The sequence below is a fragment of the Dactylosporangium sp. CA-139066 genome, assembly GCF_050936175.1.
GTDB lineage: Bacteria > Actinomycetota > Actinomycetes > Mycobacteriales > Micromonosporaceae > Dactylosporangium.
In genome coordinates this window covers 1,874,051-1,889,877 of sequence record NZ_JBNJNH010000001.1, presented here as the reverse complement: position 1 = coordinate 1,889,877, position 15,827 = coordinate 1,874,051, and the positions used below count along the sequence as shown (strand labels likewise).

Annotated in this window: 15 protein-coding genes; 4 read left to right on the top strand and 11 right to left on the bottom strand. The window is 75.2% G+C overall.

Going from position 1 to position 15,827, the window contains the following annotated elements:
• Positions 1–34: 34 nt before the first annotated feature.
• Positions 35–811 carry an ROK family protein gene (locus tag ACQEVU_RS08710; RefSeq protein WP_433322035.1) on the top strand — a complete coding sequence of 259 codons (777 nt, stop codon included), beginning with the start codon at positions 35–37 and terminating at the stop codon, positions 809–811.
• A 77-nt stretch (positions 812–888) separates the two neighbouring features.
• On the top strand, positions 889–1,653 hold the full coding sequence (locus tag ACQEVU_RS08705) for a hypothetical protein (protein WP_433322034.1): 765 nt from the start codon (positions 889–891) through the stop codon (positions 1,651–1,653).
• A gap of 3 nt (positions 1,654–1,656) precedes the next feature.
• Here the strand turns inward: ACQEVU_RS08705 and ACQEVU_RS08700 are convergent, their stop codons facing one another.
• The gene (locus ACQEVU_RS08700) at positions 1,657–1,995 is read right to left on the bottom strand and encodes a VOC family protein (protein ID WP_433322033.1); all 339 of its coding nucleotides are present in this window, start codon (positions 1,993–1,995) and stop codon (positions 1,657–1,659) included.
• Positions 1,992–2,969: a helix-turn-helix transcriptional regulator gene (locus tag ACQEVU_RS08695; protein WP_433322032.1), complete on the bottom strand. Its 978-nt coding sequence runs from the start codon at positions 2,967–2,969 to the stop codon at positions 1,992–1,994. Before ACQEVU_RS08695 ends, ACQEVU_RS08700 begins: the two co-directional genes overlap by 4 nt.
• Positions 2,970–3,026: 57 nt before the next feature.
• On the opposite strand from ACQEVU_RS08695, the gene ACQEVU_RS08690 reads away from it, so the two are divergent.
• Positions 3,027–3,731, top strand: coding sequence for an alpha/beta fold hydrolase (locus ACQEVU_RS08690; RefSeq protein WP_433322031.1), 705 nt, complete (start codon positions 3,027–3,029; stop codon positions 3,729–3,731).
• A 191-nt stretch (positions 3,732–3,922) separates the two neighbouring features.
• Here the strand turns inward: ACQEVU_RS08690 and ACQEVU_RS08685 are convergent, their stop codons facing one another.
• The 9 genes from ACQEVU_RS08685 to ACQEVU_RS08645 form a co-directional block, all read right to left on the bottom strand.
• Positions 3,923–4,558 carry a response regulator gene (locus tag ACQEVU_RS08685; RefSeq protein WP_433322030.1) on the bottom strand — a complete coding sequence of 212 codons (636 nt, stop codon included), beginning with the start codon at positions 4,556–4,558 and terminating at the stop codon, positions 3,923–3,925.
• 106 nt (positions 4,559–4,664) lie between these two features.
• Positions 4,665–5,798, bottom strand: coding sequence for a sensor histidine kinase (locus ACQEVU_RS08680; protein WP_433322029.1), 1,134 nt, complete (start codon positions 5,796–5,798; stop codon positions 4,665–4,667).
• A 5-nt stretch (positions 5,799–5,803) separates the two neighbouring features.
• Positions 5,804–6,763: a hypothetical protein gene (locus ACQEVU_RS08675; RefSeq protein WP_433322028.1), complete on the bottom strand. Its 960-nt coding sequence runs from the start codon at positions 6,761–6,763 to the stop codon at positions 5,804–5,806.
• A gap of 252 nt (positions 6,764–7,015) precedes the next feature.
• Positions 7,016–9,616: a putative bifunctional diguanylate cyclase/phosphodiesterase gene (locus ACQEVU_RS08670; RefSeq protein WP_433334858.1), complete on the bottom strand. Its 2,601-nt coding sequence runs from the start codon at positions 9,614–9,616 to the stop codon at positions 7,016–7,018.
• 82 nt (positions 9,617–9,698) lie between these two features.
• Positions 9,699–11,993: an FtsX-like permease family protein gene (locus ACQEVU_RS08665; protein WP_433322027.1), complete on the bottom strand. Its 2,295-nt coding sequence runs from the start codon at positions 11,991–11,993 to the stop codon at positions 9,699–9,701.
• Positions 11,990–12,721 carry an ABC transporter ATP-binding protein gene (locus ACQEVU_RS08660; protein WP_433322026.1) on the bottom strand — a complete coding sequence of 244 codons (732 nt, stop codon included), beginning with the start codon at positions 12,719–12,721 and terminating at the stop codon, positions 11,990–11,992. The genes ACQEVU_RS08665 and ACQEVU_RS08660 overlap by 4 nt, the downstream gene beginning before the upstream one ends.
• A gap of 119 nt (positions 12,722–12,840) precedes the next feature.
• Complete coding sequence (locus ACQEVU_RS08655) at positions 12,841–13,263, bottom strand: TOBE domain-containing protein (protein WP_433322025.1); 423 nt, start codon at positions 13,261–13,263, stop codon at positions 12,841–12,843.
• 10 nt (positions 13,264–13,273) lie between these two features.
• Positions 13,274–13,699, bottom strand: a complete 426-nt coding sequence (locus ACQEVU_RS08650; protein ID WP_433322024.1) for a hypothetical protein — start codon at positions 13,697–13,699, stop codon at positions 13,274–13,276.
• A 113-nt stretch (positions 13,700–13,812) separates the two neighbouring features.
• The gene (locus tag ACQEVU_RS08645; RefSeq protein ID WP_433322023.1) at positions 13,813–14,103 is read right to left on the bottom strand and encodes an STAS domain-containing protein; all 291 of its coding nucleotides are present in this window, start codon (positions 14,101–14,103) and stop codon (positions 13,813–13,815) included.
• Between the two features lie 391 nt (positions 14,104–14,494).
• Here ACQEVU_RS08645 and ACQEVU_RS08640 point away from each other — a divergent pair, with 391 nt between their 5' ends.
• Complete coding sequence (locus ACQEVU_RS08640; protein ID WP_433334856.1) at positions 14,495–15,733, top strand: ABC transporter substrate-binding protein; 1,239 nt, start codon at positions 14,495–14,497, stop codon at positions 15,731–15,733.
• The last annotated feature ends 94 nt before the right edge of the window (positions 15,734–15,827 follow it).

The window sequence follows — 15,827 nt, the reverse complement described above, 5'->3', positions numbered from 1 at the left end:
ATCGACAAAGTTCTACACGCTACTGTGCGGCGGTGTGGAAACGTTGGCGATCGACATCGGCGGCACGTGGACCCGCGTCGCGACCGCGAGGTTTGCGACCGACCCGGTCTACGAGCGGCAGATAGAACGGGTCATCGAGGCAGCGCCGCCCGGCGACGGCCCGGCCGGGGTGTCCTTCGGCGGCCGGGTGACCCCCGAGGGCGCGGTGCGGGTCGCCCTCAACCTTCGTGCCTACGAGGGCCGGCCGCTGGGCGCCGACCTGGCCGCGGCGCTGGGCCGCCCGGTGCGGGTCGCCCACGACGCGACCTGCGGCCTGCTCGGCGAGGCGACCGCGGGCGCCCTGCGCGGCTACGACCGCTGCGGCTACCTGACCCTGTCCACGGGCGTCGGCGCCGCCGTGCGCCTCGGCGAAACCTTCCTCACGACCGAGGCCGGCCATCAGCTCGTCGCCGGCAACGAGCTGCCCTGCGACTGCGGCCAGACCGGCTGCCTGCAGACGCTGACCGGCGGCGCGGCGCTGTCCCGGCGCCTGGGCCGGCCGCTGGAATCCGTGGACGATCCGGCGTTCTGGCGCCGGTACGCCGCGGACCTGGCCCTCGGCGTCGCCAACTTCGCCCTGGCGGCCGGCCTGTCTGCGGTGGCCGTCGGCGGCTCGATCGCGCTGCGCCGGGCCGAGCTGTGGCCGTCGCTGCGGGCGGCGCTGGCGCGGATCCTCACCTACCAGCCCGTGGCGGTCCTCCCGGCCGCGCTGGGCGAGTCGGCCCCGCTCATCGGCGCCGCGGCCCTGCCGGCCGCGACCGTCCTGCACTAGCTGGTAGTGCCGGCGTTACCCCGGGACTCAATCCTGCGCCATGGCCCGCCCGGTCCGCGGGCCCTTAGCGTCGGCGCATGAAACGCACCGCCCTCGCCGTGGCCCTCGTCGTCGCCTTCTTCTTCGCTCCGAACCTCCTCGCCGGCGGCGGCTACGGCGACGCCGACCGCCTCGGCGCGGCCGTGCGCGGCGCCTTCGTCGGCTACTGGGGCTCCGGCGAGCGGGACCTGTCCCCCGAGATGCAGCGGCTCGTCGACTACTGGTTCCGCTACCACCTGGCCAAGGGCGCCATCGCCGGGCTGCTGCTGGTCGTCCTCGCGGCGCTCGGCATCAGCGCCTGGCGGGCCTACGCGCGCACCGGCCGGCTCCGGCACGCGGGCGCGGGCACCGCGGCCACGGCGCTCGGGCTGCTGGCGCTGGCCACGGTGATGGCCAACGCCCAGGGCGCGGTGGCCCCGTTCGCCTCACTGCTGCCCATGCTCGTGGACGGGCCCGCCGACGCCTCCCTGGCCGGCGCGCTGGGCCAGGTCCGGCAGCGGCTCGGCGCCGGCGAGCACACCCCGGCGATCGACGCGATGATCGGGGACTTCGCCCGCTACCACGAGGCCATGGTCGTGATCGCCACCGTCGTCGCGGCCGGGCTCGTCGCGGCGAGCGTGCTGCTGTGGCGGCGGTTCGCGGCCGCCGGCCCGGCCGGGCGCCGGGCGCGGGCCGTGCTGGCGTCGTTCGGGGGGCTGACGGCGGCCCTCGCCCTGGCCGTCGGCGCCGTGGTGGTGGCCAACACGACCGTCGCCGCCGACCCGGCCCCGGCGCTGCTCGCCTTCTTCAACGGCGGCTGGTGAGCCCTACTCGACGCAGAACTCGTTGCCCTCGGGGTCGGCCATGACGGTCAGGTCGTCCCCGCGGCGCAGCACCGAGGCGCCGAGCGCCTCCAGCCGCGCGACCTCCGCGGCGACGGTGCCCGGGGCCCGCAGGTCGAAGTGCATGCGGTTCTTCGCGGTCTTCGGCTCGGGCACCCGGGCGAACCAGATGTTGGGCCCGCCCCAGCCGGCCGCCTCGACGAACGCCTTGTCCGGCGTGGAGTCCTCGTCGAGGTCGGAGCCGAGGGCGGCGGCCCAGAAGCGGCCGAGGACGAGGGCGTCGGCGCAGTCGAAGGTGACGCTCTTGATGTAGGCACCCGTCATGGGGCCACCGTATCGGCCGCCGCGATGAGCCGCCGCCCCAGCGCGGCGACCTCGGCCCGCAGCGCGTCGGGGCGCACGACGTCGAAGTCCCAGCCGAGTCCGGCGAGCATCTGGGCCATGCCGTCGAGGCGCTCGGCCCGGCAGGTGAGCGTCGCGCCCCAGCCCTCGGCATCCCCGGGCCGCACCGCGCCGGCGGCGGGCGGCACCCGGCGGCGCACCTCCTCGGGCGTGGCGCGGAGGCGGACCTCGACCTCGTGGTGGTACGGCACCGCGGCGAGGGCGTCGACGACGTGCCCGACCGGGTCGAACTCCTGCGGCGGCGGCTCGAACCGCTCGTCGGTCGCCACGGCGGCGCCGATGCGGTCCAGCCGCAGCGTGCGGTGCTCGCCGCTGCGGTGGTCCAGGCCGGTGGTGTACCAGCGGCCGGCGTGGAAGACGACGCCGTACGGGTCGAAGGCCCGCTCGGTCTCCTCGCCGCGCCACGAGCGGTAGGCGAGCCTGACCCGGCGGCGGTCCCGCGCGGCCTCGCCGATGGTGAGCAGGTGCCGGGCGTCGAAGGCGGCCGCGGGCTCGCGGGCCGGCCCGGTGAACCCGAGCGTCTCGCGCACGGCCCGGACCCGCTCGCGCAGCGCCGGCGGCAGCACCCGCTCGATCTTCGCCAGCGCCGACTCGCGGGCGGCGACCCCGACGCCGAGCCCGAGCCGGGCCGCGGCGAGCAGGCCGAGCACGACCGCGACGGCCTCGTCGTCGCCGAGCATGAGCGGCGGCAGCCGGTAGCCGGGCGCGAGGCTGTAGCCGCCGTACCGACCCCGCCCGGCCCGCACCGGCAGGCCGAGGTCCGCCAGCCCGGCCGCGTAGCGGCGCACGGTGCGCTCGTCGACGCCGAGCCGCTCGGCGAGCTGCGGGCCGGTCAGCCCGGGCCGCGCCTGCAGTACCTCCAGCAGGGCCAGGATCTTGCCGGTGGACTGTGACACAGGCCACTCTCCTTATCAGGGCGGGATCCGCCCGGATTCGACCATAGCGTTCCCGGCATGACGAACTTCATCCTGGTTCCCGGCATGTGGCTCGGCGCGTGGGCGTGGGACGCGGTGGCGCAGGTGCTGCGCCGCGACGGCCACACGGTGCGGGCGGTGACGCTCGGCGGGGTGGCCGAGCGGGCCGCCGAGGCGGCCGCGGCGACCCTCGAGTCGCACATCGCGGACATCGTGGCCGCCATGAACGACCTCGACGACCTCGACGACCTCGGCGACGTGGTGCTGGTCGGGCACAGCTACGGCGGGCTGCCGGTGCGCGGCGCCGTCGAGCGGCTGGACGGCCGGGTGCGCCGCGCGGTGTACGTCGACAGCGGCCCCGTCCCCGACGGCGTCGCCCAGGCCGACTTCACCCCCGGCCCGCCCGGCACCGGGGACGTGCCGCCGCCGTCGTTCGACCCGGCCGACGACCCGGCGCTGTTCGCCGGCCTGGAGGGGCGCTCGGCGTGGATCCGCGAGCGGGCCACCGCGCACCCGATCGGCTCGGTCGTGCAGCCGCTGCGGCTGCGCTCGACCGGGCAGCCGCCGACGGACCTGATCTGCAGCACGCTCGCCAAGGCCGACGTCGAGGGCATGATCGCGGCCGGGCACCCGTTCTTCGCCGGCCTGGACCGCCGCGACTACCGGGTGCTGGAGCTGCCGACGGGCCACTGGCCGATGTTCAGCCGCCCCGCCGACCTGGCCGCGCTGCTCGCCGGGGCGTGAAAGGTTCACCCGGGCGCCCAGGTGGCATGCCCCGGGACAGCGATCCACATTGCTGCCGACGGGCCACTGGCCGATGTTCAGCCGCCCCCTCGACCCGGCGGCGCTGCTCGCCGCCGATCAGCAGCCGGCCGTGTGAACCGCCGCCTGCACACGGTTGGCGGCGCTGGGCCGGCGGCGCCGCTCGCCGCCGATCAGCGGCCGGTGGCGTAGACGGCCAGCTGCACACGGTTGGCGGCGCCGGTCTTGCTCATCAGGTTGGCCACGTGGGTCTTCACCGTCGTGACGCCGACCTGCAGCCGGGCGGCGATCTCCGGGTTGGACAGGCCCGCGCCGACCAGCGCGAGGATCTCGGCCTCGCGCGCGGTCAGCCCGGGCGGAGGCGCCGGCGGCGGCCCGGCCGGGCGCCGGGCCCGCACTGCCTGATCCACCAGCCGGCGCAGCACGGCCGGGCTGAACGGGCTGTCGCCGGCCGCGGCCCGGCGCACGCCGTCGAGCAGCTCGGCGGGGGTCGCGTCCTTGACCAGGAAGCCGCACGCGCCGGCGTCGAGCGCCGGATACAGGTGCTCGTCGTCGTCGAACGTGGTCAGCACGACGACGCGGATCGCGGGCCGGCGGGCGAGGATGCGCGCGGTCGCGGCGGTGCCGTCGACGCCGGGCATCCGCAGGTCCATGAGCACGACGTCGGGGTGCAGTTGCTCGGCGAGGCGGACCGCGGCGGCGCCGTCGTGCGCCTCGCCCACGACCTGCATGTCGGGCGCGGACTCGCACAGCATGCGCAGCCCGGCCCGCACGAGCCGCTGGTCGTCCACGAGCAGGACCCGGATCATGCCGCCCCCTCGCCCAGGCGCCGGCCGGGCTCGTCCGGCGCGGACTCGCGCAGCAGGCGCGGTCCGGCCCGCGATGGCCGCCGGTCTTGGACGGGCAGGGTGCGGATCATGTCGGCTCCTTCTCCAGCGGTACCGTGGCGCTCAGGCGCCAGCCGTGCTCGTCCGGGCCGGCGGCGAGCGTGCCGCCCAGCACGTCGACGCGCTCCCGCAGGCCGATCAGGCCCACCCCGGAGCCGGCCACCAGGCGGGCCGGCGCGCGCCGGCCGGCCGAGCGCAGGTCGAACTCCAGCCGGTCCCCCGTCACGCGGACGGTCAGGGCCGCGCGGGCGTCCGCCCCGGCGTGCCGGGCGGCGTTGGCGAGGCCCTCCTGGGTCAGGCGCAGCACCGCGAGCGCCGTGCGGGCGTCGAGCGTCGCGACGGCCGGGTCGACGTCGGCCTCGACGGCCAGCCCGACCTGCCGGCCGCGGTCGACCGCGGCGGCGATCGCGGTCGGCAGCCCGGCCGGGTCGGCCAGCGCGGCCTGCTGCGCGCCGTCCGGGTCGCGCAGGAGCGCGACGAGCCGGCGCAGGTCGGCCAGGGCGCCGGCGCCGGTGGCGTGCACGTCGTCGAGGACCTGGCGGACCCGCGGGTCGGCCAGCGGCAGCACGTTGCGGGCCACCCCGACCCGCAGCACGATCGAGGCGACGTGATGGGCGACGAGGTCGTGCAGCTCGCGGGCGATCGCGGTGCGCTCCTCGGCCCGCACCCGGGCGACGTCCTGCGCGGCGGCCCGCCGGCCGAGCTCGCCGACCGCCCGCACGTGCACGCCGAGCAGCAGCGCCGCCCCGGTCACGGTGAGTGCGCCGAACAGGACCATGACCGGGTCGGCGAGCAGGTCGCCGACGTCGGACAGCACCGTCCCGGCGAGGCCCGCGGCGAACCCGGCCGGCACCTGCGGGCCGTGGCGGCGGGCGCCGAGCTCAAACAGCGCCCACGCCTGCCCGACGGTGGGCACGGCGTCGTTGTCGGCGCCGATGAGGTAGCCGGCGGCGCACAACACCGCGATCCCGGTGGCGGCCGCGAACGGCCACCGCACCCCCACGAAGCCCCATGCCATCACGCCCGCCGACAGCCAGTGGTCCACGTTGGACATCGAGCGCCCCTCGGGCACCAGGGTGAGGTAGCCGACCCCGGCCAGGGTGACGACGAGGAGGCGCACCGCGGTGTACCGCTCCTCGAACAGCCGCCCGACCCACAGCATCCCGGTCAGCCTAGAGACGGCGTCAACGCCGGGACGCGGCGCCACACGAGCACGACGGCGGCCGCGGCCCCGGCGACCAGCACCGCGAGGGCGCTGAGGGTGACGGCGTCGGGCCGCAGCAGCGGCTGGCCGCGCAGCGCCTGCCAGGTGACGAGCGCGACCAGCCCCGTGTACGTCCCGGCGAACACGAAGACCAGCCGGAGCCGCCGCGCGGCGTCGCCGACCAGCCAGCCGGCCAGCATCGCGAACAGCAGCGTGGCCTGCAGCCCGTGCATGCCGGTGAAGTGCCCGATGCGCAGGTCGCCGCCGGTGGTGCTCCATCCGGTCAGCGGCAGGCCCGGGCCGCCGTCGGGCACCCCGACGGCGTGGGCGCCGAGCAGGGTGTCGGCACCGCGCTCGTCGAGCGCCTGCTGGGCCGCGGTCGGCACCACCATGAGGAAGCCCTCGAGCAGCCCGAGCAGCAGGATCACCAGGCCGAGGCGGGCGCTCCAGAGCAGCGCGCGGTCGCCGAACCCGCGGTCGCGCCACAGCAGGACCGTGATGAGCAGGGTGCCCGCCCACAGCACCATGATGAGCCCGCCCATCGAGCGCCACAGCCACTCGTCCAGCGGGGTGGCGGAGTTGAAGTGGCTGGGCCGCCCGCGCGCGGCCTGCAGCGCGATGATGCCGATCTCGAGCGCGGAGACGACGGCGATGACGGCCGCCGCGGCCCGGGCCGCCCGCCACCCGCGGCGCAGCCGGCCGAGCAGCCAGGCGAGGGTGAGGCCGTAGACGACGAAGGACAGGGCGAACTTCGCGGGCTTGAGCCAGGTCGGCTGGCCGAGCACGGTGCGATCGTCGGCGACGAGCCCGACGACGCAGACGGCAAGCAGGACGACCATGGTCCCGGCGAGCGCGGTGAGTGGCGCGCTGCCGCGCCAGGCGTCCCGCAGCGGCGGGACGGCGATCGATCGAATCGCGTTCATGCCCCCGACAATCCCGCCGCGGCGCGGGCCGCACCTCCTGCCACCGGCCGCGGCCGCCTCCTGCCATCGCAGGAGGCACCGGCCGCTCAGGCGTCGCACGAATGCCATCGCAGGAGGCACCGGCCCGCTCAGGCGTCGCGCGAATGCCATCGCAGGAGGCACCGGCCCGCTCAGGCGTCGCGCGAATGCCACCGTAGGAGGCACCGGCCCGCTCAGGCGTCGCGCGAATGCCACCGTAGGAGGCCGCAGCGCTCAGGCGTCGCTGAGCGCGAAGGCCCCGCGGGCCAGCAGCGCCTCGAACGCCTCGGCCGGCACGGCCCGCGAGAAGTGGAAGCCCTGCCCGGTCGGGCAGCCGAGGCGCCGCAGCTCGCGGGCCTGGCCGGCGTCCTCGATGCCCTCGGCGACGACCTGCAGGTCCAGCGCCTGGGCGAGGTCGAGGATCGCGCGGGCCAGGGCCGAGTGCTCGGGGCCGCGGGCCACGCCGTCGACGAACGGCTTCGGGATCTTCAGGATGTCGATCGGGAACGCGTGCAGGCGCGACAGCGACGAGTATCCGGTGCCGAAGTCGTCGACGGCCAGGCGTACACCCAGGGCCTTGAGCTCGGCGAGGCGGCTCGCGGCGACCTCGGCGTCCTCGCTGAGCAGCGACTCGGTGATCTCCAGGGTCAGCCGGTGCGGCGCCAGGCCGCTGTGCAGCAGGGTCTGCTGCACGTAGAGGATGACGGCCGGGTCTTGGACCTGCCGGGGCGACAGGTTGACGCTGATGCGCGGCTCGCCCGGCCACGACGCGGCCGCGCGGCAGGCGGCGCCGAGGACTTCGTAGCCCAGCGGCAGGATCAGGCCGGTCTCCTCGGCGAGCGGAATGAACCGGTCCGGCGGGATCGGGCCGCGCCGCGGGTGCATCCAGCGCACGAGGGCCTCGGCGCCGACGACCGCGCCGTCGCGCAGGTCGACGAACGGCTGGTAGTGCACGACGAGCTCGTGGCGCTCGACGGCGCCGCGCAGGTCCTCCGCGAGGTCGAGCTTCTCCAGCAGGCCGGCGTGCATGCTCGGGGCGAAGTAGGCGTACCGGTTGCGGCCCTGGCGCTTGGCCATGTGCATGGCGACGTCGGCGTCGCGCAGCAGCTCGTCGGCGTCGGCCGGGCGGTCCGGGTCGGGCAGCGCGATGCCGACGCTGGCCTGGGGCTGGATCTCGCGGCCGCCGACGGTGAGCGGGCGGCGCACACTGGCCAGGACGCGCTCGGCGATGCGGGCGGCCTCGGCGGCGTCGTCGAGGTGCTCCAGCAGCATCGCGAACTCGTCGCCGCCGAGGCGGGCGGCGGTGTCGGCGGAGCGCAGGCAGGAGCGCAGCCGGTCGGCGGTGGCGCGCAGCAGGGCGTCGCCGGCCGCCCGGCCCAGCGAGTCGTTGACCGTCTTGAAGTCGTCGAGGTCCACGATGAGCAGGGCGATGTGGCGGTACGGCGTGCCGCGCCGCTCGAGCGCGTGGTGCACCCGGTCGGCGAGCAGGGCCCGGTTGGCCAGGCCCGTGAGCTCGTCGTGGAACACCTGGTGGGTGAGCTGCTCCTCCAGCGCCTTGCGTTCGGTGATGTCGCGGGTGGTGAACAGGTAGCCGCTGACGTCGGCGTCGTCGACGGCCCGCCCGATGGTCTCGGTGACGACGTAGGCGCCGTCGATGCGCCGCAGCCGGCACTCGACCGGCCCGACGAGCCCGCCCTCCTCCTGCGTGCCCAGCAGGACGGCGACGCGGTCGCGGTCGTCGGGGTGTACCAGATCGGTGATGGAACGGCCGAGCACGGCGGCGGGCGGGACGCCGAGCAGGGACTCGACGGACGGCGTCACGTACTCGATGACGCCGTCGCGCCGGCAGATCGACAGCAGGTCGGTGACCTGGCCGGTGAGGCGCTGGAAGCGGTCCTCGGCGCGGTGGCGCTGGACCTCGCGCAGCACGTTGACGACGTCGGCGAGGCGCACGAGGACGAGCACGAACAGCACGCAGGAGGCGGTCAGGAACACCGCGAGCTCGGTGGCGGCGGCCGACTTCACGGTGATGACGACGGGGATGAGCAGCGCGGCGACGGCCAGCAGCACGGCGACGCGGCCGCTGGACAGCCGGGGCGCGGCCGCCGGGAGCCGCTCGTCGACGGCCCGCATGCCGGGGTGCAGCGCGGCGCCGCCGATGCACAGGTAGAACGCGATCCAGCCGACGTCGACCCAGCTGCCGGCGTGGAAGGAGCCGTGCAGCGACTGCCAGGTGTAGACGGCGTCGGTGGCGAGCAGGCAGCCGAGGCCGGCGAACAGCAGCCGCAGCGGGACGCCCCGCGCGCTGCGCCCGCCCCCGAGCCGGGCCAGGACCGCGAGCACGAGCACGTCGCCGAAAGGGTAGCTGATCGCCGTGATGCGCTCGGCGGCGGAGATGGTCGAGCGGGTGAGGTACGGCTCGATGAGGAACACCCACGTCAGCAGGGCGCCGCCGACCGTGACGATGGTGCCGTCCAGCAGCGCCGCCCGGTCGCCGCCGGGGCTCTGCCGGCGCACGACGACGGCGAGGGCGACGGCCAGGCACGGGTACATCGCCAGGTAGAACACGTCGGCGAGGCCCGGCGTCGGCGGCTCCCGGCCGTCGACGAGCTGCGGCCAGTAGAACAGCCCCTCGCCGACCGTGTACGAGGCGAGCCCGGCCGCGGCGATCAGCCACGGCAGCGGCCGGGCGGGCCGGTGCACGGCGACGCCGACGCCGATCGCGGCCACGGACGACGCCGCGATCGCGATCCACAGGAGGGTCCGCAGCGGCGAGTCGGGCGTCAGGTAGTACACGACGCTCAGCGCCACGCCCGCGACGACGTACGCCCGCACCAGCAACGAGACCCCCTTCGACAAACCCGGGAGCCCCATCGGCCGCCAACGGCCTCGGTTTAACCCTTTGCCCCTTTTGCGATCACTCCCGGACGGCGGCCATCCGGGCGGCCGGCGTGCGCAGGGCGAGGGCGGCCGGGACCAGCGCGGCGACGAGGGCGACGGCGGCGCAGATGCCGGCGACGCCGAGCACCCGGTCCCACGGGACCACGATGTGCGGCGCGGCCCCGGCGGCCCGCAGGCCCGGCAGCAGGCCGAGCAGCATGCCGCCGGCGACCGCCCACGCGAGGACGATCCCGGCCGCGGCGGCCAGCAGCGCCTCGAGGCCGACGATGGCCAGCACGCGCCGCGGGGTGGTGCCGGCGAGCCGGAGCACGGCGAGGTCCCGGGACCGGTCCGCGGTCGCCATGACGAGCGTGTTGGCGATGCCGATGGTGGTGTACACCAACGCCATGCCCAGCACCGCCAGCAGCGCGAAGTCGTTCTCCCGGCGCTGGCCGGCGTCGAGGGCGGCGAAGTACTGCTCGGGGGTCAGCACGGTGCCGGGCGGGTTCGCGACGGGCGCGGTGAGGTAGACGGCGTCGGGCGTGCCGGGGCCGAGCGCCCAGGGCAGCAGGACGCTGTCGTCCAGGTCGGCGGACGGGTCGAGGACGGCGGCGACGCGCAGGTGCACCGGCGTGGAGTCGTCGAGCCAGAAGTCGGCGGTGCCGCCCGGCTCCCAGCGCATCGACGCGGCGAGGTCGTGCCCGACGACGACGGTGCCGTCGGCCGGCTCGGCGGGCACCCGCATGACCCGGGCGAGGCCGGGGCCGGCGAAGACGGCGTCGAACTCCTCGGGGTAGTCGGACTGGTTGACGTACACCACGGAATGGGCGACCGGGACGCCACCGTCCGGGACCGCGGACGGCGAGGTGACGATCGCCGCGGCGGTGACCCGGGCGGCGGCCGCGCTCTCCTGGGCGTGCCACAGGGTGGCGGTGCCGGCGAACGTGGACGCGGCGATGCCGGCGGTGACGAGGATCGGCGCGACGGTCGACGCGGTGCGGCGCACGGAGGTGCGGGCGCCGTCGCGGGCCAGGGCCGCGGTGACGCCGGGGATGAGCCGCCCGGCGAGCCAGGCCGTGCCGGGCGCCAGCAGCGGGGCGAAGAGGGCGACGGCGGTGATGGCCAGCTGCGCCTCCAGCAGCACCAGGGCCATGGCCTCGGCACCCTGCATCGGCACGGCGAGGATCATGGCGATCGCGCCGCCGAGGAAGAGCAGCCCGAACACCCACCGCCCGGCGGTCATGACCCGCCGCTCCAGCGACGCCTCACGCAGCGCCTCGACGGGCCGGACCTTCCCGGCCCGGCGGGCGGCGACGGCGGCGCCGGACAGCGCCACGAGCAGCCCGGCCCCGAACGCGGCCAGCAGCGGCCACAGCACGAACCCGGCGGTGAAGCCGGGCGGGGCGAACCCGGCGCGGGCGAGCCCGTGCGCGAACGGCGGCGCGGCGAGCAGCCCGGCGCCGCACCCGGCGAGCCCGGCCAGGACGCCGACGACGACGGCCTCGCCGAGCACGAGCCGGCGCACCTGCGCGGGCGTGGCCCCGGCCGCGCGCAGCAGGGCGAGCTCGCGGCGGCGCTGCGCCACCGCGAAGGCGAACGTGCCGGCGACGACGAACACGGCGACGAACGCGGCCAGCCCCGCCGTGGTCCCCATGAGCGAGGCGGCGACGGCGAGCAGCTCGCCGTCGTTGTCGGGCTCGGCGTCGGCGCGGGCGTCGCCGGTGAGCACCCGCGGCCCGTCGCCGACCGCGGCCCGCACCTGCTCGGCGCTCATCCCGTCGACCGCCAGGGCGTCGATGCGCCCGCCGCCGAGCTCGGCGGCGGCGCGGTCGGTGAGGTAGACGGCGTCGGGCCCGCCGACGATCCCGGCGACGGTGAACGTCCGCCCGGCGATCTCGATCCGCTCGCCGGCCGCGTGCCCGCGCCCGGCGACGACGGCCTGGTCGTCGCTTGCCGGGCCGGCGCCGGGCGGCAGCCCGTGCAGCGCGGCGGCCGACCACGGGTGGGCGCCGCCGGGCAGCCACCGGTCGACGACGGCCCCGGGCAGCCTCCCGGCGAGCTCCGCGGGCAGCGAGCGGGCGCGCCGGGTGGTGGTGCTGCTGGTGTACTCCTCCTCGCTGCCCGCATCGACGACGACCGTGACACTGTTCTGCCCGGCGACGACGACGTCGGCGCGGTCGTACCAGACGGGCTTGCGGTGCCCGCCGACGCTGGAGGCCAGGGTGAGCCCGGTGGTGGCCAGCAGGCACACGCCGAGCCCGAGCGCGATGAACACCCCGGCGAAGGAGGCCCAGCGGGCCCGGACGGTCTGCAGCGCGATGCCGGTCATCATCGCGGCACCCCCGCCGACTCCAGCCCGGTCATGCGCTCGGCGACGCCCTGCGGGGTGGGCGCGGCCATCTCCCCCGCGACCCGCCCGTCGGCGAGGAACACGACGCGGTCGGCGTGCGCCGCGGCGAACGGGTCGTGGGTCACCATCACGATCGTCTGCCCCTGACCGTCCACCATGGAGCGCAGCAGCGCGAGCACCTCGCGCCCCGTCGTGGAGTCGAGCGCCCCCGTTGGCTCGTCGGCGAAGAGCACGTCGGGCCGCGTGATGATGGCCCGCGCGATCGCGACCCGCTGCTGCTGCCCGCCGGAGAGCTCGGCGGGCCGGTGCCGCGCCCGGTCGGCCAGCCCCACGGCGGCCAGCACCGCCCGGACCTCCCGGCGCGCCGGCCGCCGCCCGGCCAGCCGCAGCGGCAGCGCGACGTTCTGCTCGGCGCTGAGCGACGACAGCAGGTTGAAGGACTGGAACACGAACCCGATCCGCTCGCGCCGCAGCAGCGTCAGCCGGGTCTCGCTGAGCGTGCCGAGGTCGGTCCCGGCGATGCGGACGGTGCCGGCGGTGGGCCGCTCGAGCCCGGCCGCGGCCTGCAACAGCGTGGACTTGCCGGACCCGGAGGGCCCCATCACCGCGGTGAACGTCCCCCGCGCGAACCCCAGCGTCACCGCGTCGAGCGCGGTGACGCTGCCGAACCGCTTCTGCACACGGTCGAGCTCGACGACGTCTTCGGTCATGCCCCGATACAACCGCCCGCCGGGGGTCGCCCACACGCCCGCACACCGGTCTCATCGAGGTAGGGCTGTCCCTACCGCCCCTCGCTCGCGCCGGGCAGCCGGGCTCGGTGTACTGGCGGCTAGGGCAGGGCGATGCTGACCTCGGTCGACTTCACCAGCGCGGTCACCTCGGCGCCGGCGGCCAGGCCGAGGTCGTCGGCGGCGTCCTTGGTGATGGCCGCGGTGAGGGTGTCGCCGCTGTCGATCGCGACCCGCACGGTCGTCATCACGGCGCCGTGCTCGACGTCGGTGACCCGCCCCGGGAGCCGGTTGCGGATGCTCATCCGCGGCACCTCGCCGGTGCCCAGGGCGACCTCGGTCGACTTCACCAGGGCGACGACGACGCTGCCGGGCGCGAGGCCCAGGTCGCGCACGGCGTCGAGAGTGATGGCGGCGGTCACCTCCAGCTCGCCGGAGAGCCGGACCCGCACCGTGCTCATGACCTCGCCGGTCTCGACGGCGACGACCTCGCCGGCCAGCCGGTTGCGAATGCTCAGTGGCACACCACCGACCCTACGCCGGGTACACCTTCCACGGCTGGGTCTTCAGGCCACCGCGGCCGTCGATTCCGGTCTTGAGCCGCTCGCCGGTCTCGTGGGAGATGCCCGGCGACTCCCACGTCGGCACCTCGACGGCCGAGGCGCGGAAGTTCTTGTCGTCGGTGCCGTCGTAGTCCACCCGGACCACGGCCGGGCCGGTGGAGGTCTCCAGCAGCAGGAACACGTGCCCGGCGGCCGGCAGCGGCGGGGTGCGCCGGCCCAGGTCGATGCAGCTGGTCACCTCGCCGAACGGGGACTGGCGGGCGACCAGCCCGCAGGCCTTCGGCTCCTGGCCGGCCAGGAACGCCGAGCGCTGCGGGAACGTCACCGCGAACGGCCCGCCGCCGCAGACCAGCAAGACCGCTGCCGCGGCGCCGAGCGTCACCCCGAGACGATTCATGCGGACATTGTTAGCAGAAGCGCGCCGATCACCAATATCCCGGGCGCCGTGACGGCCTGGGAGGAGCTCACGTTCGAAACCCCCATGCTGTCCTGGTTGCCGTCGCGCTGAGGTCAGGGTGCGGGCAGCAGGCCCCCCGTCGGGTCGGCGGCGCCCAGGAGCACCTCGACGGGGACCTCGAGGTCGCCGGCGGCCTCGATGGTGGCCAGGATGGCGCCCACGACCCGGGGGTCGAGCCGGGTGGCGCCGCGCAGGTCGATGACGATCGGGTCGGGCCGGTGGTCCAGGAGCGCTTCGACGAGGCGGTGCTGGGCCTGGCTCGCCCACGATGCATCGATCTCGCCGCTGAACTGGATCTCTACGGGGCTGCTCGGGTCGTGCAGCAGGGTGACTGCTCCGGGCACGCTCGCCTCCGAGGTGTCGGTGGATGGAGCACCGCGGTCACCGTAACCAATGGGACACCGGGATGTGAACAGCTCATCTCCGATCGGCGGGTCGCTCTTGGCCCAACGGCCGATCACCGGACGTCACCAATGGGAGCGTTACCGGGAGATAAGGTCTGACAACACGCGCCGCTACGCTTCCATTACGCCGTGATGGAAGGTCCCCCATTCGGAGGATGTAAGTGACCGATCGACGCTGGGTAACGACCTAAGGTTCAATCACCAACCGGTATGTGCACGCAATACGGTCCCAAGCACGACATGCGCGCGCCGCCCCGCCGGATGGAGAGTTGGAGTCGCCGCCGCGTCCTGCCCCTGGAGGATTGGCGTGTGGAAAGGCCGCTTGGCGATCGTGGCGATCCTGGTCGTCTCCGTGCTCGCCGGGTTGTCGATGTTCACCGTGCGTGGCGCGAGCAACGACCAGCTCGAGGTGTACTCGTGGTGGACCGGCCCCGGTGAGGAGGAGGGCCTGGCCGCCATGGCCAAGTCCTACGAGGGCGCCAACCCCGGCGTGCGGTTCGTCAACGCGGCCGTCTCCGGCGGCGCCGGCTCCAACGCCAAGGCGATCCTCGCCAGCCGGCTGCTGGCCAACGACCCGCCCGACTCCTACCAGCGCCACGCCGGGCTCGAGCTGCTCGACGACGTGCGCTCGGGCAAGGTCCAGGACCTCTCCGACCTGTACCGGCAGCAGGACTGGGCCAAGGTGTTCCCGAAGGGCCTGGTCAACGACCTGACCATCGACGGCAAGATCTACGCGGTGCCGGTCAACATCCACCGGGCCAACCTCATGTGGTACTCCCCCAAGGCCCTGCGCGAGCTCGGCCTGGCCGCGCCGCCGAAGACCTGGGAGGAGTTCCTGCAGCAGGCCGAGGTGATCAAGGCCAAGGGGAGGACCCCGCTCGCCGTCGGGCCGGAGTGGACCCAGAAGCACCTGCTGGAGACGGTACTGCTGGGCGAGCTCGGCGCCGACAAGTACGAGCGCCTCTTCGCCGGCGGCATCAGCTGGCTCTCCCCCGACGTCACCTCCGCGCTGGAGACCTACGCCAAGGTCCTCGCCGTGTCCGACGTCAAGTCCGCCGCGGGCGACTGGCAGCCGCAGCTGGACAAGGTGTTCTCCGGTTCGGCCGTGTACGCCGTGATGGGCGACTGGTCGTCGTCCTACCTCGAGCAGACGAAGAAGCTCGCGTACAAGAGCGACTACGACGTGGTCGCCTCGCCCGGCTCCAACGGGGTGTACGACTTCCTGTCGGACTCCTTCACGCTGCCGACCGGCGCCCGCCGCCCGGACCTGGCCCGCAAGTGGCTCGTCGAGTGCGGCTCGACCGCCGGGCAGAACCTGTTCAACCCGCTGAAGGGCTCGATTCCGGCGCGCACCGACGCCGACGCGGCCCTCTACCATGGGTACCTCGAGTGGGCGCTGCAACAGTGGCGCGACCCGAAGATGCGCATCGTCGGCTCGCTGACCCACGGGGTGGTGGCGAACAACGCGTACAACGCGGAGATCGACTCGGCGCTCGGCCTGTTCGTACAGCACGGTGACCAGGGCAAGTTCGCCCGGACCGTCGAGCAGCAGTTCCGGGAGACACAGTGAGCGGTCCGCAGCGAAGCGGAGGTGCCGGCGTGAGCGCGCTCGATCAGCAAGGCGGCCCCACACACGTGGCGCGACACTCCTCCGAGCCGGCCCG